Below are 21,533 nucleotides of genomic sequence, written 5' to 3'. Positions count from 1 at the left end.
GTTTAGAAGGCGAAGCAGCTGCAGCCGAGCGCGCCCCAGAAGGCGTTCTCTTCCGAAACCGGCAGGTTGGCGCCGCGCGCAATCTCGTGAGAATGCGTATGCACGCCGCACGGGCCGCTGCAGTGATGCGCTTGCTGCATCATGCCCACGCGTGTGGTGGCGGTCGGTGGCGCACTGCGATAGTGGCCGGGAACCTTGACCACCGGCGACCATTCCGGCAGCACCGGAATGAGGGGCGGCGCTTCCGAGCTGAAAGCGCCGGCGGCATAAACGATATTTCCGTCCACCACGGTCAGCACCGACTCAATGCCTTTGATCTCCTCTTCAGGCACGCTGAAGTAGTCTTTGCTCAGCACCACCATATCGGCCAGCTGACCGATTTTAATCTGGCCTTTTTTACCTTGCTCGCTGGAGAACCAGGCGCTGCCCTGCGTCCATAACATCAGCGCCGTATCACGATCGAGGCGCGCGTTGACGTCGTACATCTGCATGCCGCCCACAGTGCGTCCCGATACCAGCCAGTAAAGCGCGGTCCACGGGTTATAACTGGCCACGCGCGTCGCATCGGTTCCTAAACCCACCGGCACGCCGGTCTCCAGCATGCCCGCCACCGGCGGTGTATGGCGAGTGGCCTCAATGCCGTAACGCTCGGCAAAGTACTCGCCCTGGAACGCCATGCGATGCTGTACGGCAATGCCGCCGCCCAGCTCTTTGATGCGGTCAAGGTTACGCTGCGTCACGGTTTCGGCGTGATCGAAGAACCAGTGCAGGCCGTTGAACGGAATGTCGCGGTTCACTTTTTCAAACACATCCAGCATGCGGCTGATCGATTCATCGTAAGTGGCGTGCAGGCGGAACGGCCAGCGATGTTCCACGAGATGACGCACCACACGCTCCAGCTCATCTTCCATGCCGGGCGCCAAATCCGGACGCGGTTCGAGGAAATCTTCAAAATCGGCGGCGGAAAACAACAGCATTTCACCGGCACCGTTGTGACGGAAATAGTCGCTGCCCTGGCCCGGCGTCAGCATGTCGGTCCACTTCTCGAAGTCTTCCAGCTCGTGGCCCGGACGTTGGGTAAACAGGTTGTAGGCGATACGCAGCGTCATCTGCTTTTTCTCATGCAGCTCGGCAATGACTTCGTAATCTTCGGGATAGTTCTGGAAACCGCCGCCTGCATCAATCGCGCTGGTCAGGCCCAGACGGTTCAACTCGCGCATAAACTGGCGGGTGGAATTGACCTGCTGCTCCAGCGGCAGTTTTGGCCCTTTCGCCAGCGTGGCGTAAAGGATCATGGCGTTCGGGCGCGCAATCAGCATGCCGGTCGGGTTGCCATTGCTGTCACGCTGGATCTCGCCGCCCGGCGGATTGGGCGTGTCTTTGGTGTAGCCGACGACCTTCAACGCGGCGCGGTTGAGCAGGGCGCGATCGTACAGATGCAGGATAAACACCGGCGTATCGGGCGCGGCTTCGTTGATCTCATCCAGCGTCGGCATGCGACGCTCGGCAAACTGAAACTCGGTCCAGCCGCCTACCACGCGCACCCACTGGGGTGACGGCGTGCGCAGCGCCTGTTCTCTCAGCATCCGCAGCGCATCGGCGATCGAGGGCACGCCTTCCCAGCGCAGTTCGAGGTTGTAATTCAGGCCGCCGCGGATCAGGTGCAGGTGGGAATCATTCAGGCCGGGAATGGCGGTATGGCCTTTGAGGTCAATCACTTTGGTGCCTTCGCAGTGATGCTGCATCACGTCGGCCAGGCTACCCACTTCGAGAAATTTGCCATCGCGCATCGCCACGGCCTCGGCAATCGGGTTGCCGCGATCGACGGTATGAAATCGCCCATTGGTCAAAATGATGTCTGCTTTGCCTAACGTAACCATAAAATCTCCTGAATAAGAGGTCCTGCCAATTTCGCAGGTGAAATACTGGGTGGGATTATGTTCAGGCGGTGCGGAAAGCGTCTAGTTATACAAAAGGATAGGTATACCTTCGTATAGTTATACCTATAGATAATGGTTCGTGTGCCCAAAGGTTCTTACACTGCGCCCAGACATTCACCTCAATGGGCATACAAAAATGACAACCAGTAAATTAGAAGTACTGACACCGCATAACTGCCAGATCATCTTCATTGACCAGCAGCCGCAAATGGCGTTTGGCGTGCAGTCCATCGACCGTCAGGTGCTGAAAAATAACGTGGTCGCGTTGGCAAAAGCGGCGAAGGTGTTCAACATTCCTACCGTACTGACCACGGTGGAGACCGAGAGCTTCTCAGGCAACACCTTCCCGGAGCTGCTGGATGTGTTCCCCGGCCAGGACATTCTTGAGCGTACCTCGATGAACTCGTGGGATGACCAGAAAGTGCGTGATGCGCTGGCGGCCAACGGTAAGAAGAAAATTGTGGTTTCCGGTCTGTGGACCGAAGTGTGTAACAACACCTTCGCGCTGTGCGCCATGCTGGAAGGCGGCTATGAGATCTACATGGTGGCTGACGCCTCCGGCGGCACCACCAAAGAAGCGCACGACTATGCCATGCAGCGCATGATTCAGGCGGGCGTGATCCCGGTGACCTGGCAGCAGGTGATGCTGGAGTGGCAGCGCGACTGGGCGCACAAAGAGACCTACAACGCGGTGATGGATATCGCGAAAGAGCACTCCGGTGCTTACGGCATCGGCGTTGATTACGCTTACACCATGGTGCACAAAGCGCCATCGCGTCAGAAGAGCGAGCATCGCACGCTGGCACCGGTTGCTGCGCCCGTTCGCTAAATCGTCACCCAGGCGAGCGCTTACGGGCTCGCCTTTCTTTTTCAAGGAGGACCGGTGAGTCCTTTACTGATTTCTCTGGCGGCGGGTGTGTTTATCGGCCTGATTTACGCCTTGCTCAACGTGCGATCGCCGGCGCCGCCCGCCGTGGCGCTGGTGGGCTTGCTGGGCATGATTGTGGGCAGTTCGCTGGGTGGAAAATTGACGCATCCCGTAGCGCCCGTCGATAAAACCTCACGCGCGATGGCCGCTGACAGGCCGCTACCTCCCGCCACGCTCACCGCAAAACAGGCGGGTTGAACATGCTGAAAACCTATGCGATATCGCTCTCGGTCGGTATTTTAGTCGGCATCATTTATGCCGTTATCGACGTCAATTCCCCAGCGCCGCCCGTGATTGCGCTGCTTGGTCTGTTTGGTATGCTGGTCGGCGAACAGATTATCCCGCTGTGTAAGCGCCTGATAAACCGTCAACCGGTCACGCTGGCCTGGTTTCGTCAAGAGTGTGTGCCTAAAATCAGCGGCACGCCGCCATCGAGTGACAAAACCTCCTGAGGACGCGCCGCAGGCAGTGAATAATAATTAAGGAACACAGCATGCAGCTGTCGCAGCGCATTGTCGTTGTTGATGATGAACGATCGGTTCGCAGTGGTTTGAGCAATCTGCTTCAGTCGGAAGGATACGCAACGCAGGCATTTGAGTCGGCTGAAGCGCTATTAGCGGACGAGACGGCGCTAAATGACGCTGCGCTGTTTATTATTGATGTTGAGCTCAAAGGCATGTCGGGCTTTGAGTTGTTCCGTGCGCTGGTACAGCGTCGCGAGAACCCACCCGGAATTATCATCTCCGGCAATGGCGATGAGAATATGCTCTGGTATGCCATCCATCTAGGCGCGATCACCTTTATGCGAAAGCCCATTGATATCGACCTGCTGTTTGAACATATCCGTCTGGCGTTTTCCTCCCAGGCAGCGCGCCAATGAGCACGCTTTTCCTGTCATTAAATATCGCGGATGACGCGGCGCTGGTGCTGGCGGATGACATCGTTTTCACCCCGCTGGCGCAGGAAGGGCAGGTTGAGTGGATCGAATGCCGTCACCCGATCTCCGATGAACGCTTCGTGCTGGCCACGGCTGCGGCCGAAGAGGCGGAGTTTCCGGTAACGCAACTGCTGAAAAATGAGTATGCGCTGCGCGCCTTATTAGCAGAAAGCTGGGCGCTAAAACCGCTGCGCCACACGTTATATCAGGGGCGCTACGCCCTGATTTATCCCGCGTTTCGCTACCAAACCCTGGCGGATTATCTGCGCCTGCCAGCGGGTAAAATTCAGAAGTTCATCAGCTGCGCCGTGCTGCTGTGTAATGCGCTCAGCAAGCTGCATGAGCAATGTTTGGTGCACGGCGACATCAAACCGGCCAATTTCTTCTTTACCGATCAAGGCGACGTGGTGCTGGGCGGCTTTGGCCTGGCGTTTATCGAAGCGGACTCACAGCAGCCGCTGCGCGCCTCGGTGACCGGCGGCACGCTGGCCTACATGTCGCCCGAGCATACCTCGCGCACCGCGCACGCGGTCAGCCGGGTCAGCGATCTCTACAGTCTGGGCATCGTGCTTTACGAATTACTCACCGGCAAGCTTCCCTATGGCAGCGCTGAAGGGGGCGCGGCTGAATGGGTGCACCATCACATTGCCTCCGAAGCGCTGCCGCCGCACCGGCTGCGCAAAGATGTGCCGCTGGTACTCTCATCCCTCATTTTACGCCTGCTAACCAAATCGCCGGAGCAGCGTTATCAAACCGTCGAAGGCGTGCTGGCCGATCTGCGCCGCTGTGAATCCAACCTGATGCCTGACGGCGTAGTTGAATCCTTCGCGCTGGGCTTACAGGATGTGCCAACCACAACGCTGTTATCCGATGTGCTGTACAGCGACCATGCTCAGGCCAGCGAGATGCTGGCGGCGTTTGATGAGGTGTGCAGCAGCGGGAAACACTGCATGGTGGCGATTGGCGGCGCGCCCGGTGCCGGAAAATCGGCGCTGATGGCCTCGGCGCTTAAAATTCTGCGGGAAAAAAACGCGCTGCTGACGGTGACCAAAGCCGACCAGCACTCGCCCATTTTGCCCTACGCGGTCTTTACCTCGGCGTTTCGATCGCTGACGCTGCATCTGCTCGGGTTGCCCGCCGAAGAGCTGGCGCGCTGGAAAACACACATCACGCGCCAACTGGGGAATTATGTTGGGCTGGCCGTTAATCTGGTGCCCGAACTGGGCATCTTGCTCAACCACAAAGCCAGCGTGCAGGCGGATGCACGCTCGTTAGATGCACGCAATCGCCTGAATCTGGTGGCCTGCAGCCTGGTGAAAGCCTTTACGGTGCCGGGGCGGCCGCTGATCCTGCTGATTGATGACGTGCACTGGGCCGATCAGGCGACCTTGCAGCTGCTACAGAATTTGCTGCGCTCCAGCGACGATATTCCCTTATTGCTGGTGATTTCTCATCGCGATCGCGCCTCGTTGCCCTGTCCGACGGTGGATGCCAGCCTGGAGCGCATTCGTGCGGCGGCCACGCGCATTGTGGATATCACGCCCGAGCCGCTGTCGGTGAAAAATATCGCCAGCTGGCTGGGCGGCATTTTTCACACGCGCAGCGCGGAGACCACCGAGCTGGCGCAGATCATCCATGAAAAAACCGCTGGGAATCCGCTCGCCACGCGTGAGTTTTACCGCCAGGCGGTGCGCGATCACCACATCACACACGCTGCATCCCATAAATGGACCTACAATCCGCACGCGTTGAGAAACTGCCATTACACCGCGAACGTTGCCGCCAGCGTGCTGCAACAGCTGCAGTTGCTCGCGCTGCCGCTGCGCCAGCTGCTGGGCCGATTGGCCTGTATCGGCAGTAGCGGCGATCTGCCGGTGTTGGCCGGCATCCTCGATACGGCGCTTAGCGCCCTTCGCGCCACGCTGCGCCCTGCGGCTGAGGCCCGGCTGATCTCGCTGACCGATGACAGCTACACCTTTATGCATGACAGCATGCATGAGGCCGCGCTGAAGTTGCTTTCGTCGGCGGCAAAAGATGATTTTCACTTTGCCGCTGCGCGCTATTACATGCAGGCCGCGCGCCAGGATAATGCGCATGCGCTGCTGTTCAGTGCCGCGCATCACACCATCACGCTGCAAAACCGCGCACTTTTAGCGCCTGATGCCGCTGCGTTTAGTCTGCTGTTATTAAACGCCACCCGACGCGCGAAAATTATGGGCGATTACGCTTCCGCGCTGCGTTTCTTACACGCTGCCCGAGCGCTCAACGCAGCGTCAGGCGCGGAGGAGAGCGGCCCGTTTTTGTTTGAGCAAGCGGAGTGTGAGTTTTTAAACGGCAACTTATCGGGCGCGCTGGCGTTGAGCTCTGAGATTCTCGCCACGCCCGGTGTGGTCACCGATAAAGCCGAAGCGGCGACGCTAATTGCTGAAATTCATATGCGTCAGTCCGACAGCCAGCTGGCGCTGGAAACCGCGCTGGCCTGGCTGGCGGTGTTTGACATTCATCTGCAGCGCTATCCGGATAAAGCCGAGTGCGATGTCGCCAGGCAACGGTTGAAAAAAGAGGTTGGCAAAAATCCCTATACGCGCTTCCGTTCCCTGCCGCGAGTGACCTGCCATAAAACCGAAGCGGTGATGAATTTGATGGCCAGCGCCAGCACCTTCGCCGCATTTATCAGCCCACGGCTGCAGTTCATCATCCTGTGCAAACTTCTGCATCTGACGATGGAGAAGGGCATCAGCGGTGCCTCCACGCTGGCGCTTGCCTGGTACGGCGTGGTGTGTGGCGATCAGTTCAACGAATACAGCCGAGGATTTGCCAGCGCGCTGCTGGCCCGCGAGCTGGTGTATAAGCACGACTTCGTTAGCTACAAAGCGCGCACGCTGATGCCGCTGGACCAGGTGAGCGTCTGGACCATGCCGCTCAGTTACGCCATTGAGTGCGCTAAAGCGACTTTTGATGTGGCGGTTGATATTGGCGATCGCACGTCGGCGTGTCTGGCGCTGCGTCATCTCACCATGAATTGCCTGGCGCGCGGTGACCATCTTGATGGCGTGCATACTTCGATCATGCGCGGCATGGTCTATGTGCGCAAAGCGCAGTATCGCGATGTGGAAGTGATACTCGGCATGCAGCTGGATTACGTGATGTTCCTGCGTAAGCCAGCCGGTGAGACCTTGTCCGGCGATGATTTCCATGCGCCCGCGCTAAATGTGGTGCAACCCGAATACGCCATTGAACCGCTGTTTTTGATGCAGTTCTGGACGCGGCTGTATAAAGGCATGGCGCACTTCTTTGCCGGTGAGTATGCCGCCGCTCAGCGCCAGTTCAGCGACGCTGCGCCGCTCACAGACGTGATTCCCGGCCATGTGCATATGCTGGATTTCCATCTCTACAGTGCGCTTTCACTCAGCATACCGCTGCAACCGAATGAGCTTGATGCCACGCAGCGGCAGCAACTGCAGCGCCATCTTGAAAGAATCATCACCTGGGCAACGGAGAACCCCGGCACCTTCGCCGACAAAGAGGCGCTACTGCGCGCCGAACTGCTCAGGCTGGAGGATAACAGCGGCGCGGCGCTGGAGCAGTTTGAAAAAGCCATTGAGCTGTCGCGCAAAGGGCAGTTTCATCCGATCAACGGTCTGGCATGCGAACTGGCCGCGCGCTGCGCCAGTGCGCGCGGCATGGCGTTCGCCGCCGAGGGCTACATCAAAGGCGCGCTTGCCGCCTGGGATCGCTGGGGCGCGGGCGCCAAGGTGCGCCAGCTTGAAATGCACTATCCGCATCTGGCGGCGCACCCGCCGCAGAGCGCGTTAAACACCGTGACCTTTGAGCAGAGCGCGGTGATCAGCGACCTGCAAAGCCTGGTCACGGCGATGCGCGCATTGACCGAAGAGATCAATCTTGATCGGCTGATCCATATTTTGATGATGATGTTGGTGGAGCGCGCCGGCGCGCAGCACTGTATTTTGATCCGCCTCATCGACGGCAATGTGCCGGAAATTCAGGCGCGCGCCTCCTCCACGGTGGAGGGCGTCAGAGTCAAAATCGTTAATGAACTGCCGGTAGCGACTGATTTGCCGCTGTCGATTCTCTCGGCGGTGATCCGCACCGGACAGGAAATCCGTACCGGTCGGCCGGAAGTGTTTAGCCCGTTTAGTCAGGATAACTATCTGGTTGCCTCTGGCGCGGCAGTGATGTGTGTGCCGATGTTCCGCCAGGCGCAAATGGTGGGCGTGCTCTATCTGGAAAACCGGCTGATGCCTGATGTTTTCACCGCGGAGCACTCGCGCATTGTCTCGATGTTAGGCGCGCAGGCTGCGGTTTCTCTGGAAACGGCGCGGCTGTATGCCGAGCTGGTGGAGGAGAACATCCAGCGGCGGAAAATTGAAAAACAGCTGCGCGCCAGCCAGACATCCCTGATGCTGGGTGAAAAAATCAGTAATACCGGTACCTGGCACTGGCATCTCGGGCCGGATATCCAGCTGATATCGGACGAATATAAACGCATCATGGGGCTGCCCGCCGGGCAGGTGAGCACCTCGATGGCCGAGTTTCAGCGGCGGGTACATCCAGACGATATTCAGTGCCTGAAAGCGCTGATTGAATCCAGCGTGGCGCATGGCGTGAGCATGCAGGCTGAATTTCGTATCATCCGTGATGACGGCGAATGCCGTTATATCAAAGGCATCGGTGAGCCGGTGGAGAACTGGCCGGATGTCGCCGAATATTTCGGCACGCTGACGGATATCACCGCGCAGCGTCAGTCCGAAGATGCCGCCAGAATTGCCCAGGCCGAGCTGGCTCGCGTGGCGCGCGCCACCACGGTAGGACAGCTGACCTCATCGATCGCCCATGAAATCAATCAGCCGCTGATGTCGATTGTGGCCAATGCTGGCGCCAGCCTGCGCTGGTTGAAACGCGATCCGGCTCAGCTGGAGAAAGCCAGTGAAAGCATTGAGGAGATCATTAACGAAGGGCGGCGCGCTGGCGAAATTATTCGCGGCCTGCAGTCACTGACGCGCAATAATGTCGCGGAGTATGCATCGGCCAGGCTGCATCTGCTGGCGCGCGATATTTTAACCTTGTCGCGTCTGGAACTTGAGCGCCGCTCGGTGGCACTTGAACTGGATATTAAAGCGCCATGGGATGAGGTGTTTTGCGAGCGCGTACAGATTCAGCAGGTGCTGCTGAATCTGGTGATTAATGCCATTGAGGCGATGGCAGATAATGCCGGAGCGCGTATTCTGCGGCTCTCATCCTCCAATCCTGACGCGAATCATATTCGTATAGAGGTTGCCGACAACGGCAGCGGATTATCGGCAGAGGTTATCGGCAAGATATTTGACTCTTTCTACACCACTAAAGCGGAAGGAATGGGAATGGGCCTGACCATCAGTAATGAAATCATCAAACGTCATGGTGGTGTGCTGAGTGCGGAAAACCGCCCACAGGGTGGCAGCGTATTTAGCTTTACCCTGCCATTAAATCTGGGGAAATAGTTTATCTGATCCTCCCGCGCTATTTCGCGGGAGGAAAATCGGACCGTTATCACTTTAACGCGCGCGTTATTCATCTTGCAGTAAATGAAGTTTCTCAGCGGCTCTGACTAATTCTGATACTGAACGCACCGCCATTTTTTCCATTACGCGGCGTTTATGCACTTTTGCCGTAATTTCACTGATGCCCATTTCGGCGGCAATCTGCTTATTTAATAAACCGCGAATGACAAGCAGCATCAATTCCATTTCCCGTGGCGTTAAAGAGTGATAACGCCCGGTGAGTACAACTCTTTCCTGTGCGAGTGCTGCGCTTTTTTCGGCCAGCGCCATGGCAGCGGATACCACTTGTATCAGGTCATCCGGCATCACCGGCTTGGTGAGAAACTCAAAGGCGCCGGCCTTCATCGCGCGGACCGTCAGAGGAATGGTGCCAAAGCCGGTGAGGAAAATGGTGGGAATGGTGTATCCGCGTGCGGTGAGGTCGTGCGAGACATCAAAGCCGTCGAGGCCCGGCATATTCATATCGACAATTAAACAGCTCGGGGTGCGGTAATGCGGCTGATGTAAAAATTCAGCGGGGGAGGTAAAGGTCGAAATCAGGTAGCCTTCTGAGCTCAGCAGATTTTGCAGCGCGTTGATGACAGCGGGGTCATCGTCAACAATATAAATCGTTCTATCCATAAAAACTCATTCAGACTCTTACGAGTTCTATTCACTACATGCGCGCTAATATACCCGCAAAATAGTGCTGTAGGAATGGCGAAAAACGTATATGTGAATGTGATTATCTGCTGCGCTGTTAGGCCTAAAAAGGGTGAGGATGAAAAGCCATGCACTCACCCGCTATTCTTAAGGTAATAAATGCGTAACCTTAAGGTTCATCAATCCGCGATACCCTCAAGGTGGTTTGTTCGCCACGCCCATACACTTTTCCACTCACGCGGACTTTATCACTGGCTGAATAGGTTTTCTCTTTGAAGGCCGGCTTCTCAGCATTAATGATAATCGTGCCGGTATCATCGCGGAATTTGTAGCTATCACCTTTCAGCTTTTCAATAATATGGCCTTCGAGCGTGACATAGCCGCCCTGACGGAAATCACGAATACGTGAAATCGGGGTTTGTGCGGTGTCTTCCGATCCTTTATAACCGGCATCCTGATTCTTCTGCGGCGGTGCTGTTTCACCAGATTGGTATCCGCCTTCCGCTGCGCTCACGCCAACGCTGAACATCATGATTACTGAAGCTAAAACAACCTGTTTCATACGCTCTCCATAGATTTTCCTGCTGACACGGTGTTAAGTCTGGCACAAATATGCGCGACTGCACGACAAACGCAGCGGTAATTGAAAAAAGCACAACTGACTTATTTATGCCAGGGTATGTAGACGCGGTTTTTATTTCTTTGGCTAAGCGCGACGTTAAATTAGCGCCGTGCTTATCTGCTCATTCGAATTAAGAGTGCTAGCCACTCAGGAAAATAAATTATGAAAGCTATCGTCTATAACGGGCCTTTTGATGTCTCGGTTAAAAATGTTCCTGATGCAAAAATTGTGCGTCCTACCGATGCGCTTATTCGTATTACCACCACCAATATTTGCGGTTCCGATTTACATATGTACGAGGGGCGCACCAGCTTTGAACAGGGACGCATCTTTGGTCATGAAAACCTTGGCGAAGTGGTGGAAGTGGGAAGTGGCGTCGAGCGACTTAAGGTTGGCGATTACGTTTGTATGCCGTTCAACGTCGGCTGTGGTTTCTGTGAAAATTGTGAGAGAGGGTTAACCGGTTTCTGTCTGACAGCCAATCCCGGCACCGCAGGTGCGGCCTACGGTTTTGCTGAAATGGGTGAGTGGGAAGGCGGTCAGGCCGAGCTGCTGCGCGTGCCGTTTGCCGATTTTAACTGTTTGCTGCTGCCACCGGATGCGGTGGAGAAAGAGGAAGATTATGTGATGCTGTCAGACATTTTCCCCACCGGCTGGCATGCGACCGAACTGGCAGGCCTGCGACCGGGCGATAGCGTCGCCATCTACGGTGCGGGCCCGGTAGGTTTGATGGCCGCGCATTCGGCGATCATCAAAGGCGCGTCGCAGGTGTTTGTGGTGGATACGCACCCCGATCGCCTGGCGTTGGCGGAGCAGATGGGCGCAACGGGCATCAATGCCGTGGGCGACGCAGCGGTGCAGCAAATCCTTGATCTGACGGATGGACGCGGCACGGATTGCGGTTGTGAATGCGTGGGTTATCAATGTTGTAATCAGCATGGACACGAAGATAACAGCGCCACCATGAACAGCCTGGTCGCCTCCACCAAAGCCACCGGCGGCATTGGCGTGGTGGGCGTGTTTATCCCGCAGGATCCCGGCGCGGCCAGCGAGTTAGCCAAAGTGGGTAAAATGCCGTTCGATTTCGGCAGCTTCTGGTTTAAAGGGCAGTCGATCCGTACCGGCCAGGCAAACGTCAAAGCCTATAACCGCCAGCTCGCGCGATTGATTGCCACCGACAAAGCGCATCCGGCGAGTATTATTTCTCATCGACTGTCGCTGGCCGAAGGACCCGAAGCGTACCGCCATTTCGACGATCGTGATGCGGGCTGGACCAAGGTGATTTTGAAACCTTAACGCATTCATAGCGCCTGTTATGCCGCATGATATTTTTGGTCGCCATTAATGGCGACCCTGTGGAGGGTACGAAAATAATTGAAATAAAGCGCAACGGTATTTATCAGGATTAATCTTATTAATAAACCATTAAAGCTACCTTTCGGTTAAAATATCCTCGCTTTACATTCTCCTCATTAATCTCTTTAAACATCATTTCTAAACCAGACGAAATATAAACGTTTTTATGCTCTACAGTTAATAGGGTCTTAACTGGAGGAGCATGTCACATGTCGAAAGATAAAAAAGAACAGAATTTAACCCATCCCGCGCTGCATAAAGGGCCAGAAACCTCTGAGCCAGGATTAGGTGATTTAGCACCGCAAGGCGGTGGACATAAACCTGCCGCTGAACCGACGCCGCCGGGCAAGCAGCCTACCGCGCCCGGCAGCCTGAAAGCGCCCGCCACGCAAAACAGCAAACTTGAGCAGCTCGATGAGTACCGTAAAAATGGTGAAAACGCCGACCTGACCACCAATCAGGGCACGCGCATCGCCAACGATCAGAACTCGCTAAGTGCCGGTTCGCGCGGGCCCACGTTGCTTGAAGACTTCATCATGCGTGAAAAAATCACGCATTTTGACCACGAACGCATTCCTGAGCGTATCGTGCATGCGCGCGGTTCGGCGGCGCACGGCTATTTCCAGCCCTACCGCTCGCTGGAAAAACTCACCAAAGCAGGTTTCCTCAGCGATGCCGAAAAAATCACACCCGTCTTCGTGCGTTTCTCCACCGTGCAGGGTGGCGCAGGATCGGCTGACACCGTGCGCGATATCCGTGGATTCGCCACCAAGTTCTATACCGATGAGGGCGTTTTTGATTTAGTCGGCAACAACACGCCAGTGTTTTTCATTCAGGATGCGCATAAATTCCCGGACTTCGTGCATGCGGTGAAACCCGAGCCGCACAACGAAATCCCGCAGGGGCAGAGCGCGCACGACACCTTCTGGGATTATGTGTCGCTGCAACCTGAAACGCTGCATAACGTCATCTGGGCGATGTCGGATCGCGGCATTCCGCGCAGCTATCGCACCATGGAAGGCTTTGGCATCCATACTTTCCGCCTGATTAACGCCGAGGGTAAAGCCACCTTTGTGCGTTTCCACTGGAAACCGGTGGCGGGCAAAGCCTCGCTGCTGTGGGATGAAGCACAGAAGCTGACCGGCCGCGATCCCGATTTCCACCGTCGCGATCTGTGGGAAGCGATTGAAGCCGGCGATTTCCCGGAATATGAGCTCGGCCTGCAGCTGATTCCGGAAGAGGACGAGTTCAAATTCGATTTCGACATTCTCGATGCCACCAAACTGATCCCTGAAGAGCTGGTGCCGGTCGAACTGGTCGGCAAAATGGTGCTCAACCGTAATCCGGACAACTTCTTTGCCGAGACCGAACAGGTGGCGTTCCATCCGGGCCACATTGTGCCGGGGCTGGATTTCACCAACGATCCGCTGTTGCAGGGCCGTTTGTTCTCCTACACCGATACGCAAATCAGCCGTTTGGGTGGGCCGAACTTCCATGAGATCCCGATCAACCGTCCGGTTTGCCCGTACCACAATTTCCAGCGTCAGGGCATGCATCGCACGGAAATCGATACCAATCCGGCCAACTACGAACCGAACTCCATCAACAACAACTGGCCACGTGAAGTGCCGCCAGCGGCAAAAGAGGGCGGATTCGAGAGCTATCAGGAGCGGGTGGAAGGCAGCAAGGTGCGCGAGCGTAGCCCATCGTTTGGCGAATATTACTCGCAGCCACGGCTGTTTTGGCTGAGCCAGACCGCGGAAGAGCAGCAGCATATCATCGGCGCTTATTCGTTTGAGCTTAGCAAGGTAGCGCGTCCTTACATCCGCGAACGCGTGGTCGATCATCTGCTGCAGATTGACGTCACGCTGGCGCAGGCTGTGGCCACCAATCTGGGGCTGAAGCTGAGTGATGAGCAGCTCAACACCGTTCCGCCGAAAGATGTCAACGGCCTGAAAAAAGATGACAGCCTGAGTCTGTATGCACAACCGAGCGGCGATATCAAAGGCCGTCAGGTGGCGTTACTGCTGAGTGACGGTGTGAAAGCCGCCGACGTGCTGGCGATTCTGCAGGCGCTGAAAGCGCAGGGCGTGCATGCCAAAATTCTGGCAGCGCACATGGGACAAGTGCTGGCGGATGATGGATCGGTGCTGCCGGTTGATGCCACCTTTACCGGTCTTCCTTCGCTGACCTTTGATGCGGTGATTGTGCCGGATGGCAATATCGATGCGTTGCTGCTGAGCGGTGATGCGCGCTACTTCCTGCTGGAAGCCTACAAGCATCTCAAAGCCATCGGTCTGAGCGGTGATGCACGCCGGTTTAAGGCGCAGTTTAACGTGCAGGACAATGAGGTCGAGGAAGGGCTGGTGGAAGATGTGAAAGCCGAGAGCACCTTTATGGCGGACTTCCTTTCTGTCATGGCATCCCATCGCGTCTGGTCGCGCAGCAAAAAAGCGCTGACCGTCGCAGCCTAATGCGCGGGGCGGAGTTGATTGCTCCGCCCCGTTTTCCCTGCATCTTAGGCAAAAAAAAGCCCGCTCGTAGCGGGCTGGTCGAGATGCATACCGAAGTGATCGTGTAAACGCGTACTGTGTGTTGCTGCCACTCAATGTGGTGGAACCAGACTACAGTAATATTTCGCAACTGGTCATAGGAGTTATCGATGGCCCGAAAAATAACCGCATTCGTCCACTGATGCGTGGTTTACCTGCTTAACTCTGTTGGTGGGGAAGACAGAGGACAACATGCAGTTTAAAAGAAAAATGGATAAGCCGGTTTCTTCTGACGGCGGTTTACTGAAAAGCATTGTGCTCTCTGGACTGCTGCTATTGATCACCGTAGCCAGTATGAGTATCTGGACCTTGCGTGAAGACTGGCTGGCGACCGTGCGTCAGACCCAGGAATCCGCGATGAATCTGGCGTTATCACAATCGCGTCAGGCGGAAGACACCTTCCTGCAGACCGAGCTGTCGCTACGCCAGGTACAGCGTGATCTGCAGCTACAGCTGGCAACGCGCATTCAGGGCGCTGACCTGAGTAATACCATGCGCGAATTACAGCGCCGCTTACCGCAGTTACACGGCTTGTTCTACTACGATCAAGATGGCAAGTGGATCGCCACCTCCGCCCAACGCGCACCCAACAACATCAATAATTCCGATCGTGAATACTTCACTTTTCAGCGCCATAACCGGCGCAACAGCGTGCATATCGGCCCGGTGATCAACAGCCGCAGCACCGGTGATTTGGTCATCCCCGTTTCCCTGCGTGTCAGTGATGCCAGCGGTGGCTTTAAGGGCGTGCTGCTGGCCACCATCAAGGTCGATTTTTTCCGTCGCTTCTACAGCTATTACGAACTCGGTGCGCGCGATGTGCTGGTGTTGATGCTGGCTGACAGCACGGTGCTGTATGCGCGTCCGATGCCTGACAGTTACATCGGCAAAAATCTCTCAGCCAGCCCGCTGTTTCAGGAGATGCTGGCGAAAATGGATCGCGGCAGCGGGCAGTGGAAATCGGTGCTGGATGGCCAGGCGCGGATCTTTGGTTTTGCGCGTTCCGATCGCTATCCGATTATCGTCGCCGCCGGTTACAACAGTGACGATCTGTTCCATGTGTGGGTTAACCGTCGGGCGCAGGATATTCTGCTCAGCATTATCCTGCTGCTGACCATCTTGCTGCTCGGTATTTTCCAGCTGCGTCAGGCGCGTAGCGTGTTGCGCTATCAGCAGGAATTGACTCAGCTGCGCGACGAACTGCACAGCGCCAACCTCGCCCTGAATCAACTCGCGCACGTTGATGGTTTAACCGGTCTGGCGAATCGAAGGGAGTTTGATCGTTTTCTGCATCAAGCGCTGGCCCACGCCGCCGCCAGCGGTAAACCGCTCACGCTGATCATGATGGATATCGATTTCTTCAAGCATTACAACGACACTTACGGCCATATTGCCGGGGATAAGTGCCTGAAAGCGATCGCTGAGGTGCTCGCTTCCGTGGTGGCGCGGCGCTCCGATATCGCCGCGCGCTATGGCGGCGAGGAGTTTGCGTTGATCCTGCCTGATACCCCATTCGATGAGGGCATGACGATTGCGCATCGGGTGGTTGAGGCGGTGCGGATCAGGCAGCTTGTGCATATTTCTTCGCCCAAAGGCCAGGTGACGATCAGTGCCGGCTGCGCCACCACTGCGACGTCTGCCACCCTCAGTGCGGTAAAACTGCTAGAGTACGCCGATCACGCCTTGTACCGGGCAAAGCGTGAAGGGCGCGATGATGTGAAAGGGATTAATATAGATGAATCGCAAGCGTAATTGGCTTATTCCACGGCGGGCAGCTGGTATTTGATATATTGACGCAGCGCCTCGTGCATCTGGCTATTCCTTTCGTCCTCTAAGCCGCGCTCTTCATATTCTTTCGCCAGTTGAATAATCACCTCATCATATTTCCCTTTGAAGGTGATGTTATTTACCGCCACCTGCTTAATCATTAACTCGCGCAAGGCAGCGACTTCAATCTGCAGCTGGTTTACCGTTGCTTCCAGCTCGTTTACGCGTTCTTCATTCGACATAGGTTCTCCGGATGTTATTAAGCTGTGACCGTATCAGGGGCTGAATATCGCATTCGCATGCGTGTAATTCAAGCGTGAAGCGCTTACTTCGCTACCGGTAGATCCGCTCAGGGCTTGAGTCTGTGACGCGCTGCGAAAAATAAAAAGCCAGACCTGTTTCCTGTTGAGAAACATATGATATGCTGTTCTCAACAGGAAACGCGGAGGCGTGATGTGATTAAAAGCTGGAAGCATAAGGGATTACAAAAGTTGTTTGAGAAAGGTGATATCAGCGGTGTCCAGGCGCAGGACGCAGAACGCATTCGGCTTCGCCTTCTGGTCATTGATGAAGCGCTCTCCACGGATGAATTCAGAAACTATCCGGGGTTTCGTTTTCATCCCCTGAAAGGGGACAGGAAAAACCTGTTTTCATTAACGGTCAGGGCTAACTGGCGTATCACCTTCGAATTCACCGACGGCGATGCCTATATTCTTAACCTGGAGGACTACCACTGATGGCAATGTTCAATCCCCCGCATCCGGGCGGTCTGATCACCGAATACATCGAAGATAACAATATTGGCTTGCGCGTACTGGCGAAAGAGCTTGGCGTATCAGCTTCAGCGCTGAGTAAAGTCGCCAGCGGTAAAGCATCGGTCAGCCCTGAAATGGCGGTGCGGCTTGAGGCGGGGCTGGGTATTGCGGCGCGCCTGTGGTTATCAATGCAGGCGGCATGTGACCTGCACAAGGCACGAGAAACCACGGACGTTTCCGGTGTCAATCTGCATCCAGGTATGAATGCCGCTTCTGAGGCGCACAGGGCAGCGAAGTAACGCACCCACGCCAGTTACCTGTACAAAACCGCGCTGGCTGGCGCGGTTTTTCTTTGGTCGGTTCAGACACCTTTAGACGAACCCGGTTCTGCGGTCGTGATGACGCTGTGTCAGGGACTGAAGAGTGTATTGATATGTGTGTAATTCAAGCGCGAAGCGCTTACTTCGCCACCGGTAGATCCGCCAGCCGGGTGGTGTAGGCCGGGGACAGCATCTCGCGCTTCATCGACCAGGGTTTCTGAATGCCTTGTCCGGCAAACCATAACGCACCGCGCTGGTGGGCATTCATCTTGTCGATCAGGGCCATTAATTGGTCACTATTGTGACGCGGCTGATATTCCGCAAACAGATCAAACTGCGCCACGCCATCGCTAAAGAAATCGCCCAGCATGACGCCGCCTTTCATATAACGCTTACCGGGCACCCAGATGCGATCTAAACAGTTGAGCGTGGCCTGAATAATATCGCGGCTGTCAGCGGTGGGCGTAATCAAGGTTTGGCTGGCCGCATTGGCATAATAAGGATGATGCGGATCGTGCGGACTGGTACGAATAAACGTCCCGATATGACGGCAATATTGCCGCTCACTGCGTAACTTCTCTGCGGCACGCGCCGCGTAATTGGCGATGGCCTCGCGCATATCCTGATATTCGGTAATGCGATCGCCAAACGAGCGCGAGCAGAGGATATTTTGCCGGTTGGGAATCACCTCTTCAAACGCCAGACAAGACTCGCCACATAATTCACGCACCGTACGCTCCAGCACCACGCCAAAGTGTTTACGGATCAGCGCGGTCGGGGTTTCAGCCAATTGCAGCGCGGTGGTAATGCCCATCAGGTTGAGCTTTTTCGATAAGCGCCGGCCCACGCCCCACACCTCTTCGACTTTGACCAGTTTCATCAACTCGCGCTGACGGTGGGGCAAAGAGAGATCCATCACGTTCTCAGCTTTGGTCCAGCGTTTGGCGGCCCAGTTGGCGAGCTTGGCGAGGGTTTTGGTCGGCGCAATGCCGACACCCACGCGCAAATGGGTGTCCTGATAAATACGGTCGCGAATGTCGCGGCCTAACTGTTCGAATGTCATGCAGGCGTTGATGCCGGTGACGTCAACGAAGGCTTCGTCGATGGAATACTCATCCACGCGCGTGGAGATCAGCGCCAGCGTCTCCATCACGCGGCGCGACATATCGCCATACAACGCATAGTTAGACGAGAACACCACCACTTTGTGGCGCATCAACTCTTCCCGATGTTTGAAGTAGGGCGCGCCCATCTTAATGCCCAGCGCCTTGGCTTCTCTGCTTAGCGAAATAATGCAGCCGTCGTTGTTCGACAGCACCACAATCGGCTTGCCGCGCAGATCCGGGCGAAACACCGTTTCACAGCTGGCGTAAAACGAATTCACATCCACCAGGGCAAACATCAGCGGCCTATGGTTTTAATCACGTGTTTAACGATGCCGAAGACTTCGAACTCATCGGCGTCAGGAATGGCGATCACCGGATGCGCGGTATTCATCGGTTTGAGATGCAGGTAAGGCTGTAACATCAGCTGTTTCACGGTGAACTCGCCGGAAAGCGAAGCCACCACAATGTCACCGTGTTTGGGTTTTAGCGAGCTGTCCACCACCAGCATGTCACCCTCATTGATACCGATGTCGATCATCGAGTCACCGCTGACTCTAATGAAATAGGTTGAACTGGGGTGATCGACTAAAAAGTCGTTGAGGTCTATACGTTGTTCAACGTAGTCCTGCGCCGGGGACGGAAAGCCGCAGGGCACGCGGCTGATGAACAAAGGTAAGGCGAGAATAGCGCGGATTTCCGCGGGCTGATAAAACTGCATGGCTGCGATCTCAAATCGTCACTGTATATGTATACAGTAATGTCGAATAGGCAGTTTGATCAAGCCAGAACCCGTAATGATTTGCAAAACAGTTGGCAACAAAGGAAATTTATTTTGTGCCAAAGGGCTTGCCGCTGCGCTTAAATCATCATCCCCATGATCTGCAGGGTGCTCTGCTGTGAAGCGGTGATAAACGGAATGTCTTTGATGTGCTGCATACCAAAGGCTTCGTAGAACTTACGTGCACGCACGTTATCGCCTAACACTTCCAGCCACAGGTAGCCTTCACGCTTGTCGCGCGCCTCATTGATGATGCTCTCGAACATCCAGCGACCGTAGTTTTTGCCGGTTTCTTCTGGATTGAGGTAGAGCTTGTTGAGCAACGCGCCGCTCATGCCGGAATCCGGCACTGGCGTGTTCCAGGTGACTTTGGCGAAGCCAATCGGCTTGTCGGTCTCGGCGATCAGCCAGCTCTCATTGGGCGCGGCGAGGCTGCTATTGAGCTCTGCCAGACCGTATTCCTTGTCGATAAAGGCATCCAGTTCGTCTGCGGAAACCCACATATGTTTGAAATGCGCACTGTAGGTCATGCGGCCCAGCAGGTGCAGCAGCTCTGCATCCTCTGCCGTGGCTTTGCGTATGGTGAACTCCATGCCAGATTTCCTTGCTTAATGCTTGTTATTAATCACGTCGTCGGTGCGAGCAGAGGCCACCGAAGGGCAGTTACCATAACGTGTTAGTAACAAAAACCCAAGATAACCAGAGCTGTCTGTTAACAAGGCGCCATGCCGATGATCTATAATGAAGAGTGAGAAGCAAGCGTAAGCCCATATTCTCAGGAGGTAGAAGATGTCAGATTCGCAACCTAAAATTATCGGCGAAGCGGCCTATGCATTACTGGTACGCCGTGAGGAAGTCAGCGTTTCCTCACTGCTGGCAGAGCTCGCGCGCATGGCGAGAAAAGAGCAAAACAGTCAACAGCAGCAGCGTATTGCCCAGGCGCAGCAATGGTTGCTCACGCACCGTCAACCGGCGGGCAGCGATAATCGCGTCCATTCAGCATTGCGCGGATTGAGTCGCCAGGAAGGCAGTGTCAGAATGCCTTCGGCCGATGCCGACGACAATTGACCATCCCAACCGGCTCACGCGTCGATGACTTTCGGCGCGGAGCGCACAGATTTGGAAATAAAAGCTTTCTAATTGTCCTAATTCACACTTCTTAGCACTTTTTGCAACAAAACCTGCCTGATATCTTGAGTAAGCTCCTTGTACAGCTTTTTGCTATCTGTACAACTTTACTTAGGTCAAATGATCTAACTTTTTCATTTATTGGGGTCAATTATGCGTCAGAACGGATACACGCCGAGTTCAGTCGAGGCCATTGCCAACTATTTCAGCAAAGCGTCGCTGCCATCGCAGCAGGAAACCTTGGGTCAGATCGTGGTTGAAATCTTACGCGAAGGCCGTAACCTCAACCGCAAATCGCTATGCACCAAGCTGCTGCGCAGACTGGAACTGGCCGCCAATGCTGAAGAAGAGCATCACTATCATCAGCTGATTGGCTTGTTATTTGAACGTGAAAGCTGAGAGCCAGTCAGACGTCAAACTTGTACAAGTATTAAAATTTTACTCTGAATACGCTCCCACACTGGTTTCGCCCCGCACCGGGGCGAAGCGGCGGTCAGAGATTCGTTATGAAAATTCGTTATGAATAGAAGTGAACACCAGAAAATAATCGATGAAATTATTGGCGAAGCGGCGCTGGCGCTGTTGCAACGTACGGGCCCGGTCAATACGCAAGCGCTGTTGAATCAGCTGATGCTGATGAAGCAGCAGAGCAACGACGAAGAGCAGCGTGCAGCGATTACTGCCGCCATCACCGATGTACGCAACAGTATTTCGGCGGGAAAAAAGCTGCGCGAAGAGCAGCCGCAAAGCGACAACGTTCTTCAGCTGTTTGGTAACAACCAACAGTCTGGTAACAATCGTAAACATTGACTGATTGGCTCGCGTTTAGGCATTGTAAATTCGAGCGTAGATACAATCACGGGACTGGAATCATGTCGGAAAATCACAACCTCTACGCTGCACTGCCTGACACCGAACTGGCAGAGCATTTTCGCAATGCAGACAGTACGTTAAGAAACGAAGCTGCCGTATTGGATAGGGTTATCCGCCACGTGCTGGCCACCGAAGGGCGCGTCAGTAATAAATCGATTATTCTCTGTTTGATTATGGCGCTGGAAACCGCAGAAGGTGATGCTGAAGCTGATGTGCTGCGCAAAACACTGGAAATTGTGGTGGGTTACACGCCTGACGACGCCTGATA

Annotated in this window: 21 protein-coding genes; 14 read left to right on the top strand and 7 right to left on the bottom strand. The window is 55.2% G+C overall.

The window, feature by feature from the left end:
* Positions 1–2: 2 nt before the first annotated feature.
* Positions 3–1,880 (bottom strand): amidohydrolase, encoded by a 1,878-nt coding sequence (locus tag ACVLVH_RS14905; RefSeq protein ID WP_498949626.1) that lies wholly within the window; start codon positions 1,878–1,880, stop codon positions 3–5.
* Between the two features lie 196 nt (positions 1,881–2,076).
* On the opposite strand from ACVLVH_RS14905, the gene ACVLVH_RS14900 reads away from it, so the two are divergent.
* From ACVLVH_RS14900 to ACVLVH_RS14880, 5 genes are read left to right on the top strand one after another with little or no spacing between them, the layout of a single operon-like run.
* Positions 2,077–2,769: a hydrolase gene (locus ACVLVH_RS14900; RefSeq protein WP_462062796.1), complete on the top strand. Its 693-nt coding sequence runs from the start codon at positions 2,077–2,079 to the stop codon at positions 2,767–2,769.
* A gap of 54 nt (positions 2,770–2,823) precedes the next feature.
* On the top strand, positions 2,824–3,066 hold the full coding sequence (locus ACVLVH_RS14895; protein WP_101760758.1) for a DUF1427 family protein: 243 nt from the start codon (positions 2,824–2,826) through the stop codon (positions 3,064–3,066).
* A gap of 2 nt (positions 3,067–3,068) precedes the next feature.
* Positions 3,069–3,320 (top strand): XapX domain-containing protein, encoded by a 252-nt coding sequence (locus tag ACVLVH_RS14890; protein ID WP_217546879.1) that lies wholly within the window; start codon positions 3,069–3,071, stop codon positions 3,318–3,320.
* Positions 3,321–3,361: 41 nt separating this feature from the next.
* Complete coding sequence (locus ACVLVH_RS14885) at positions 3,362–3,748, top strand: response regulator (protein ID WP_101760756.1); 387 nt, start codon at positions 3,362–3,364, stop codon at positions 3,746–3,748.
* A complete protein-coding gene (locus tag ACVLVH_RS14880) occupies positions 3,745–9,306 on the top strand; it encodes a trifunctional serine/threonine-protein kinase/ATP-binding protein/sensor histidine kinase (RefSeq protein WP_498949624.1) in 5,562 nt (1,853 codons plus the stop codon). Before ACVLVH_RS14885 ends, ACVLVH_RS14880 begins: the two co-directional genes overlap by 4 nt.
* A 66-nt stretch (positions 9,307–9,372) precedes the next feature.
* Here ACVLVH_RS14880 and ACVLVH_RS14875 read toward each other — a convergent pair whose 3' ends face one another.
* Together ACVLVH_RS14875 and ACVLVH_RS14870 are read right to left on the bottom strand one after the other, a co-directional pair.
* Positions 9,373–9,987: a response regulator transcription factor gene (locus ACVLVH_RS14875; RefSeq protein ID WP_192413569.1), complete on the bottom strand. Its 615-nt coding sequence runs from the start codon at positions 9,985–9,987 to the stop codon at positions 9,373–9,375.
* A 190-nt stretch (positions 9,988–10,177) separates the two neighbouring features.
* Positions 10,178–10,570 carry a YgiW/YdeI family stress tolerance OB fold protein gene (locus tag ACVLVH_RS14870; protein WP_137385635.1) on the bottom strand — a complete coding sequence of 131 codons (393 nt, stop codon included), beginning with the start codon at positions 10,568–10,570 and terminating at the stop codon, positions 10,178–10,180.
* 222 nt (positions 10,571–10,792) lie between these two features.
* Here ACVLVH_RS14870 and ACVLVH_RS14865 point away from each other — a divergent pair, with 222 nt between their 5' ends.
* From ACVLVH_RS14865 to ACVLVH_RS14855, 3 genes are all read left to right on the top strand, one after another.
* Positions 10,793–11,926 carry a glutathione-independent formaldehyde dehydrogenase gene (locus ACVLVH_RS14865; protein WP_101760752.1) on the top strand — a complete coding sequence of 378 codons (1,134 nt, stop codon included), beginning with the start codon at positions 10,793–10,795 and terminating at the stop codon, positions 11,924–11,926.
* A 269-nt stretch (positions 11,927–12,195) separates the two neighbouring features.
* Entirely contained in the window at positions 12,196–14,460 is a 2,265-nt protein-coding gene (katE, locus tag ACVLVH_RS14860) for a catalase HPII (protein WP_498949622.1), read from the top strand.
* 270 nt (positions 14,461–14,730) lie between these two features.
* Positions 14,731–16,290 carry a sensor domain-containing diguanylate cyclase gene (locus ACVLVH_RS14855; protein ID WP_498949621.1) on the top strand — a complete coding sequence of 520 codons (1,560 nt, stop codon included), beginning with the start codon at positions 14,731–14,733 and terminating at the stop codon, positions 16,288–16,290.
* Positions 16,291–16,295: 5 nt separating this feature from the next.
* On the opposite strand, the gene ACVLVH_RS14850 is transcribed toward ACVLVH_RS14855, so the two are convergent.
* Positions 16,296–16,547, bottom strand: a complete 252-nt coding sequence (locus ACVLVH_RS14850) for a hypothetical protein (RefSeq protein ID WP_101760749.1) — start codon at positions 16,545–16,547, stop codon at positions 16,296–16,298.
* Between the two features lie 213 nt (positions 16,548–16,760).
* Between ACVLVH_RS14850 and ACVLVH_RS14845 the strand changes: the two genes are divergently transcribed.
* Entirely contained in the window at positions 16,761–17,042 is a 282-nt protein-coding gene (locus ACVLVH_RS14845) for a type II toxin-antitoxin system RelE/ParE family toxin (RefSeq protein ID WP_192413560.1), read from the top strand.
* Entirely contained in the window at positions 17,042–17,359 is a 318-nt protein-coding gene (locus tag ACVLVH_RS14840) for a HigA family addiction module antitoxin (protein WP_137385638.1), read from the top strand. The genes ACVLVH_RS14845 and ACVLVH_RS14840 overlap by 1 nt, the downstream gene beginning before the upstream one ends.
* A gap of 160 nt (positions 17,360–17,519) precedes the next feature.
* Here ACVLVH_RS14840 and umuC read toward each other — a convergent pair whose 3' ends face one another.
* From umuC to ACVLVH_RS14825, 3 genes are all read right to left on the bottom strand, one after another.
* Positions 17,520–18,782 carry a translesion error-prone DNA polymerase V subunit UmuC gene (gene umuC / locus ACVLVH_RS14835; protein ID WP_110865986.1) on the bottom strand — a complete coding sequence of 421 codons (1,263 nt, stop codon included), beginning with the start codon at positions 18,780–18,782 and terminating at the stop codon, positions 17,520–17,522.
* Positions 18,782–19,204, bottom strand: a complete 423-nt coding sequence (umuD, locus tag ACVLVH_RS14830; RefSeq protein WP_137385640.1) for a translesion error-prone DNA polymerase V autoproteolytic subunit — start codon at positions 19,202–19,204, stop codon at positions 18,782–18,784. Before umuD ends, umuC begins: the two co-directional genes overlap by 1 nt.
* A gap of 140 nt (positions 19,205–19,344) precedes the next feature.
* Complete coding sequence (locus tag ACVLVH_RS14825; protein WP_101760746.1) at positions 19,345–19,857, bottom strand: GNAT family N-acetyltransferase; 513 nt, start codon at positions 19,855–19,857, stop codon at positions 19,345–19,347.
* Between the two features lie 196 nt (positions 19,858–20,053).
* On the opposite strand from ACVLVH_RS14825, the gene ACVLVH_RS14820 reads away from it, so the two are divergent.
* From ACVLVH_RS14820 to ACVLVH_RS14805, 4 genes are all read left to right on the top strand, one after another.
* Entirely contained in the window at positions 20,054–20,332 is a 279-nt protein-coding gene (locus ACVLVH_RS14820; RefSeq protein ID WP_101760745.1) for a hypothetical protein, read from the top strand.
* Positions 20,333–20,545: 213 nt separating this feature from the next.
* Positions 20,546–20,791: a regulatory protein YcgZ gene (gene ycgZ, locus ACVLVH_RS14815; protein ID WP_007891089.1), complete on the top strand. Its 246-nt coding sequence runs from the start codon at positions 20,546–20,548 to the stop codon at positions 20,789–20,791.
* A gap of 120 nt (positions 20,792–20,911) precedes the next feature.
* The gene (locus ACVLVH_RS14810; RefSeq protein ID WP_101760744.1) at positions 20,912–21,202 is read left to right on the top strand and encodes a hypothetical protein; all 291 of its coding nucleotides are present in this window, start codon (positions 20,912–20,914) and stop codon (positions 21,200–21,202) included.
* 62 nt (positions 21,203–21,264) lie between these two features.
* Positions 21,265–21,531, top strand: a complete 267-nt coding sequence (locus ACVLVH_RS14805; protein ID WP_101760743.1) for a biofilm development regulator YmgB/AriR family protein — start codon at positions 21,265–21,267, stop codon at positions 21,529–21,531.
* Positions 21,532–21,533 lie beyond the last annotated feature (2 nt).

Source organism: Kluyvera sp. 1366 (assembly GCF_054823405.1).
Note: the sequence above shows the minus strand (reverse complement) of the source record. Positions and strands in the feature narration are given on the sequence as shown.

What these genes read in the sequence shown, in the direction of transcription:
- ACVLVH_RS14805 (WP_101760743.1), top strand. Translation starts at nt 21,265, where the DNA reads ATGTCGGAAAATCACAACCTCTACGCTGCACTGCCTGACACCGAACTG.
- ACVLVH_RS14890 (WP_217546879.1), top strand. Translation starts at nt 3,069, where the DNA reads ATGCTGAAAACCTATGCGATATCGCTCTCGGTCGGTATTTTAGTCGGC.
- ACVLVH_RS14850 (WP_101760749.1), bottom strand. Translation starts at nt 16,547, where the DNA reads ATGTCGAATGAAGAACGCGTAAACGAGCTGGAAGCAACGGTAAACCAG.
- umuC (WP_110865986.1), bottom strand. Translation starts at nt 18,782, where the DNA reads ATGTTTGCCCTGGTGGATGTGAATTCGTTTTACGCCAGCTGTGAAACG.
- ACVLVH_RS14825 (WP_101760746.1), bottom strand. Translation starts at nt 19,857, where the DNA reads ATGGAGTTCACCATACGCAAAGCCACGGCAGAGGATGCAGAGCTGCTG.
- ACVLVH_RS14855 (WP_498949621.1), top strand. Translation starts at nt 14,731, where the DNA reads ATGCAGTTTAAAAGAAAAATGGATAAGCCGGTTTCTTCTGACGGCGGT.
- ACVLVH_RS14900 (WP_462062796.1), top strand. Translation starts at nt 2,077, where the DNA reads ATGACAACCAGTAAATTAGAAGTACTGACACCGCATAACTGCCAGATC.
- ycgZ (WP_007891089.1), top strand. Translation starts at nt 20,546, where the DNA reads ATGCGTCAGAACGGATACACGCCGAGTTCAGTCGAGGCCATTGCCAAC.
- ACVLVH_RS14810 (WP_101760744.1), top strand. Translation starts at nt 20,912, where the DNA reads ATGAATAGAAGTGAACACCAGAAAATAATCGATGAAATTATTGGCGAA.
- katE (WP_498949622.1), top strand. Translation starts at nt 12,196, where the DNA reads ATGTCGAAAGATAAAAAAGAACAGAATTTAACCCATCCCGCGCTGCAT.
- ACVLVH_RS14840 (WP_137385638.1), top strand. Translation starts at nt 17,042, where the DNA reads ATGGCAATGTTCAATCCCCCGCATCCGGGCGGTCTGATCACCGAATAC.
- umuD (WP_137385640.1), bottom strand. Translation starts at nt 19,204, where the DNA reads ATGCAGTTTTATCAGCCCGCGGAAATCCGCGCTATTCTCGCCTTACCT.
- ACVLVH_RS14865 (WP_101760752.1), top strand. Translation starts at nt 10,793, where the DNA reads ATGAAAGCTATCGTCTATAACGGGCCTTTTGATGTCTCGGTTAAAAAT.
- ACVLVH_RS14880 (WP_498949624.1), top strand. Translation starts at nt 3,745, where the DNA reads ATGAGCACGCTTTTCCTGTCATTAAATATCGCGGATGACGCGGCGCTG.
- ACVLVH_RS14870 (WP_137385635.1), bottom strand. Translation starts at nt 10,570, where the DNA reads ATGAAACAGGTTGTTTTAGCTTCAGTAATCATGATGTTCAGCGTTGGC.
- ACVLVH_RS14875 (WP_192413569.1), bottom strand. Translation starts at nt 9,987, where the DNA reads ATGGATAGAACGATTTATATTGTTGACGATGACCCCGCTGTCATCAAC.
- ACVLVH_RS14820 (WP_101760745.1), top strand. Translation starts at nt 20,054, where the DNA reads ATGTCAGATTCGCAACCTAAAATTATCGGCGAAGCGGCCTATGCATTA.
- ACVLVH_RS14905 (WP_498949626.1), bottom strand. Translation starts at nt 1,880, where the DNA reads ATGGTTACGTTAGGCAAAGCAGACATCATTTTGACCAATGGGCGATTT.
- ACVLVH_RS14885 (WP_101760756.1), top strand. Translation starts at nt 3,362, where the DNA reads ATGCAGCTGTCGCAGCGCATTGTCGTTGTTGATGATGAACGATCGGTT.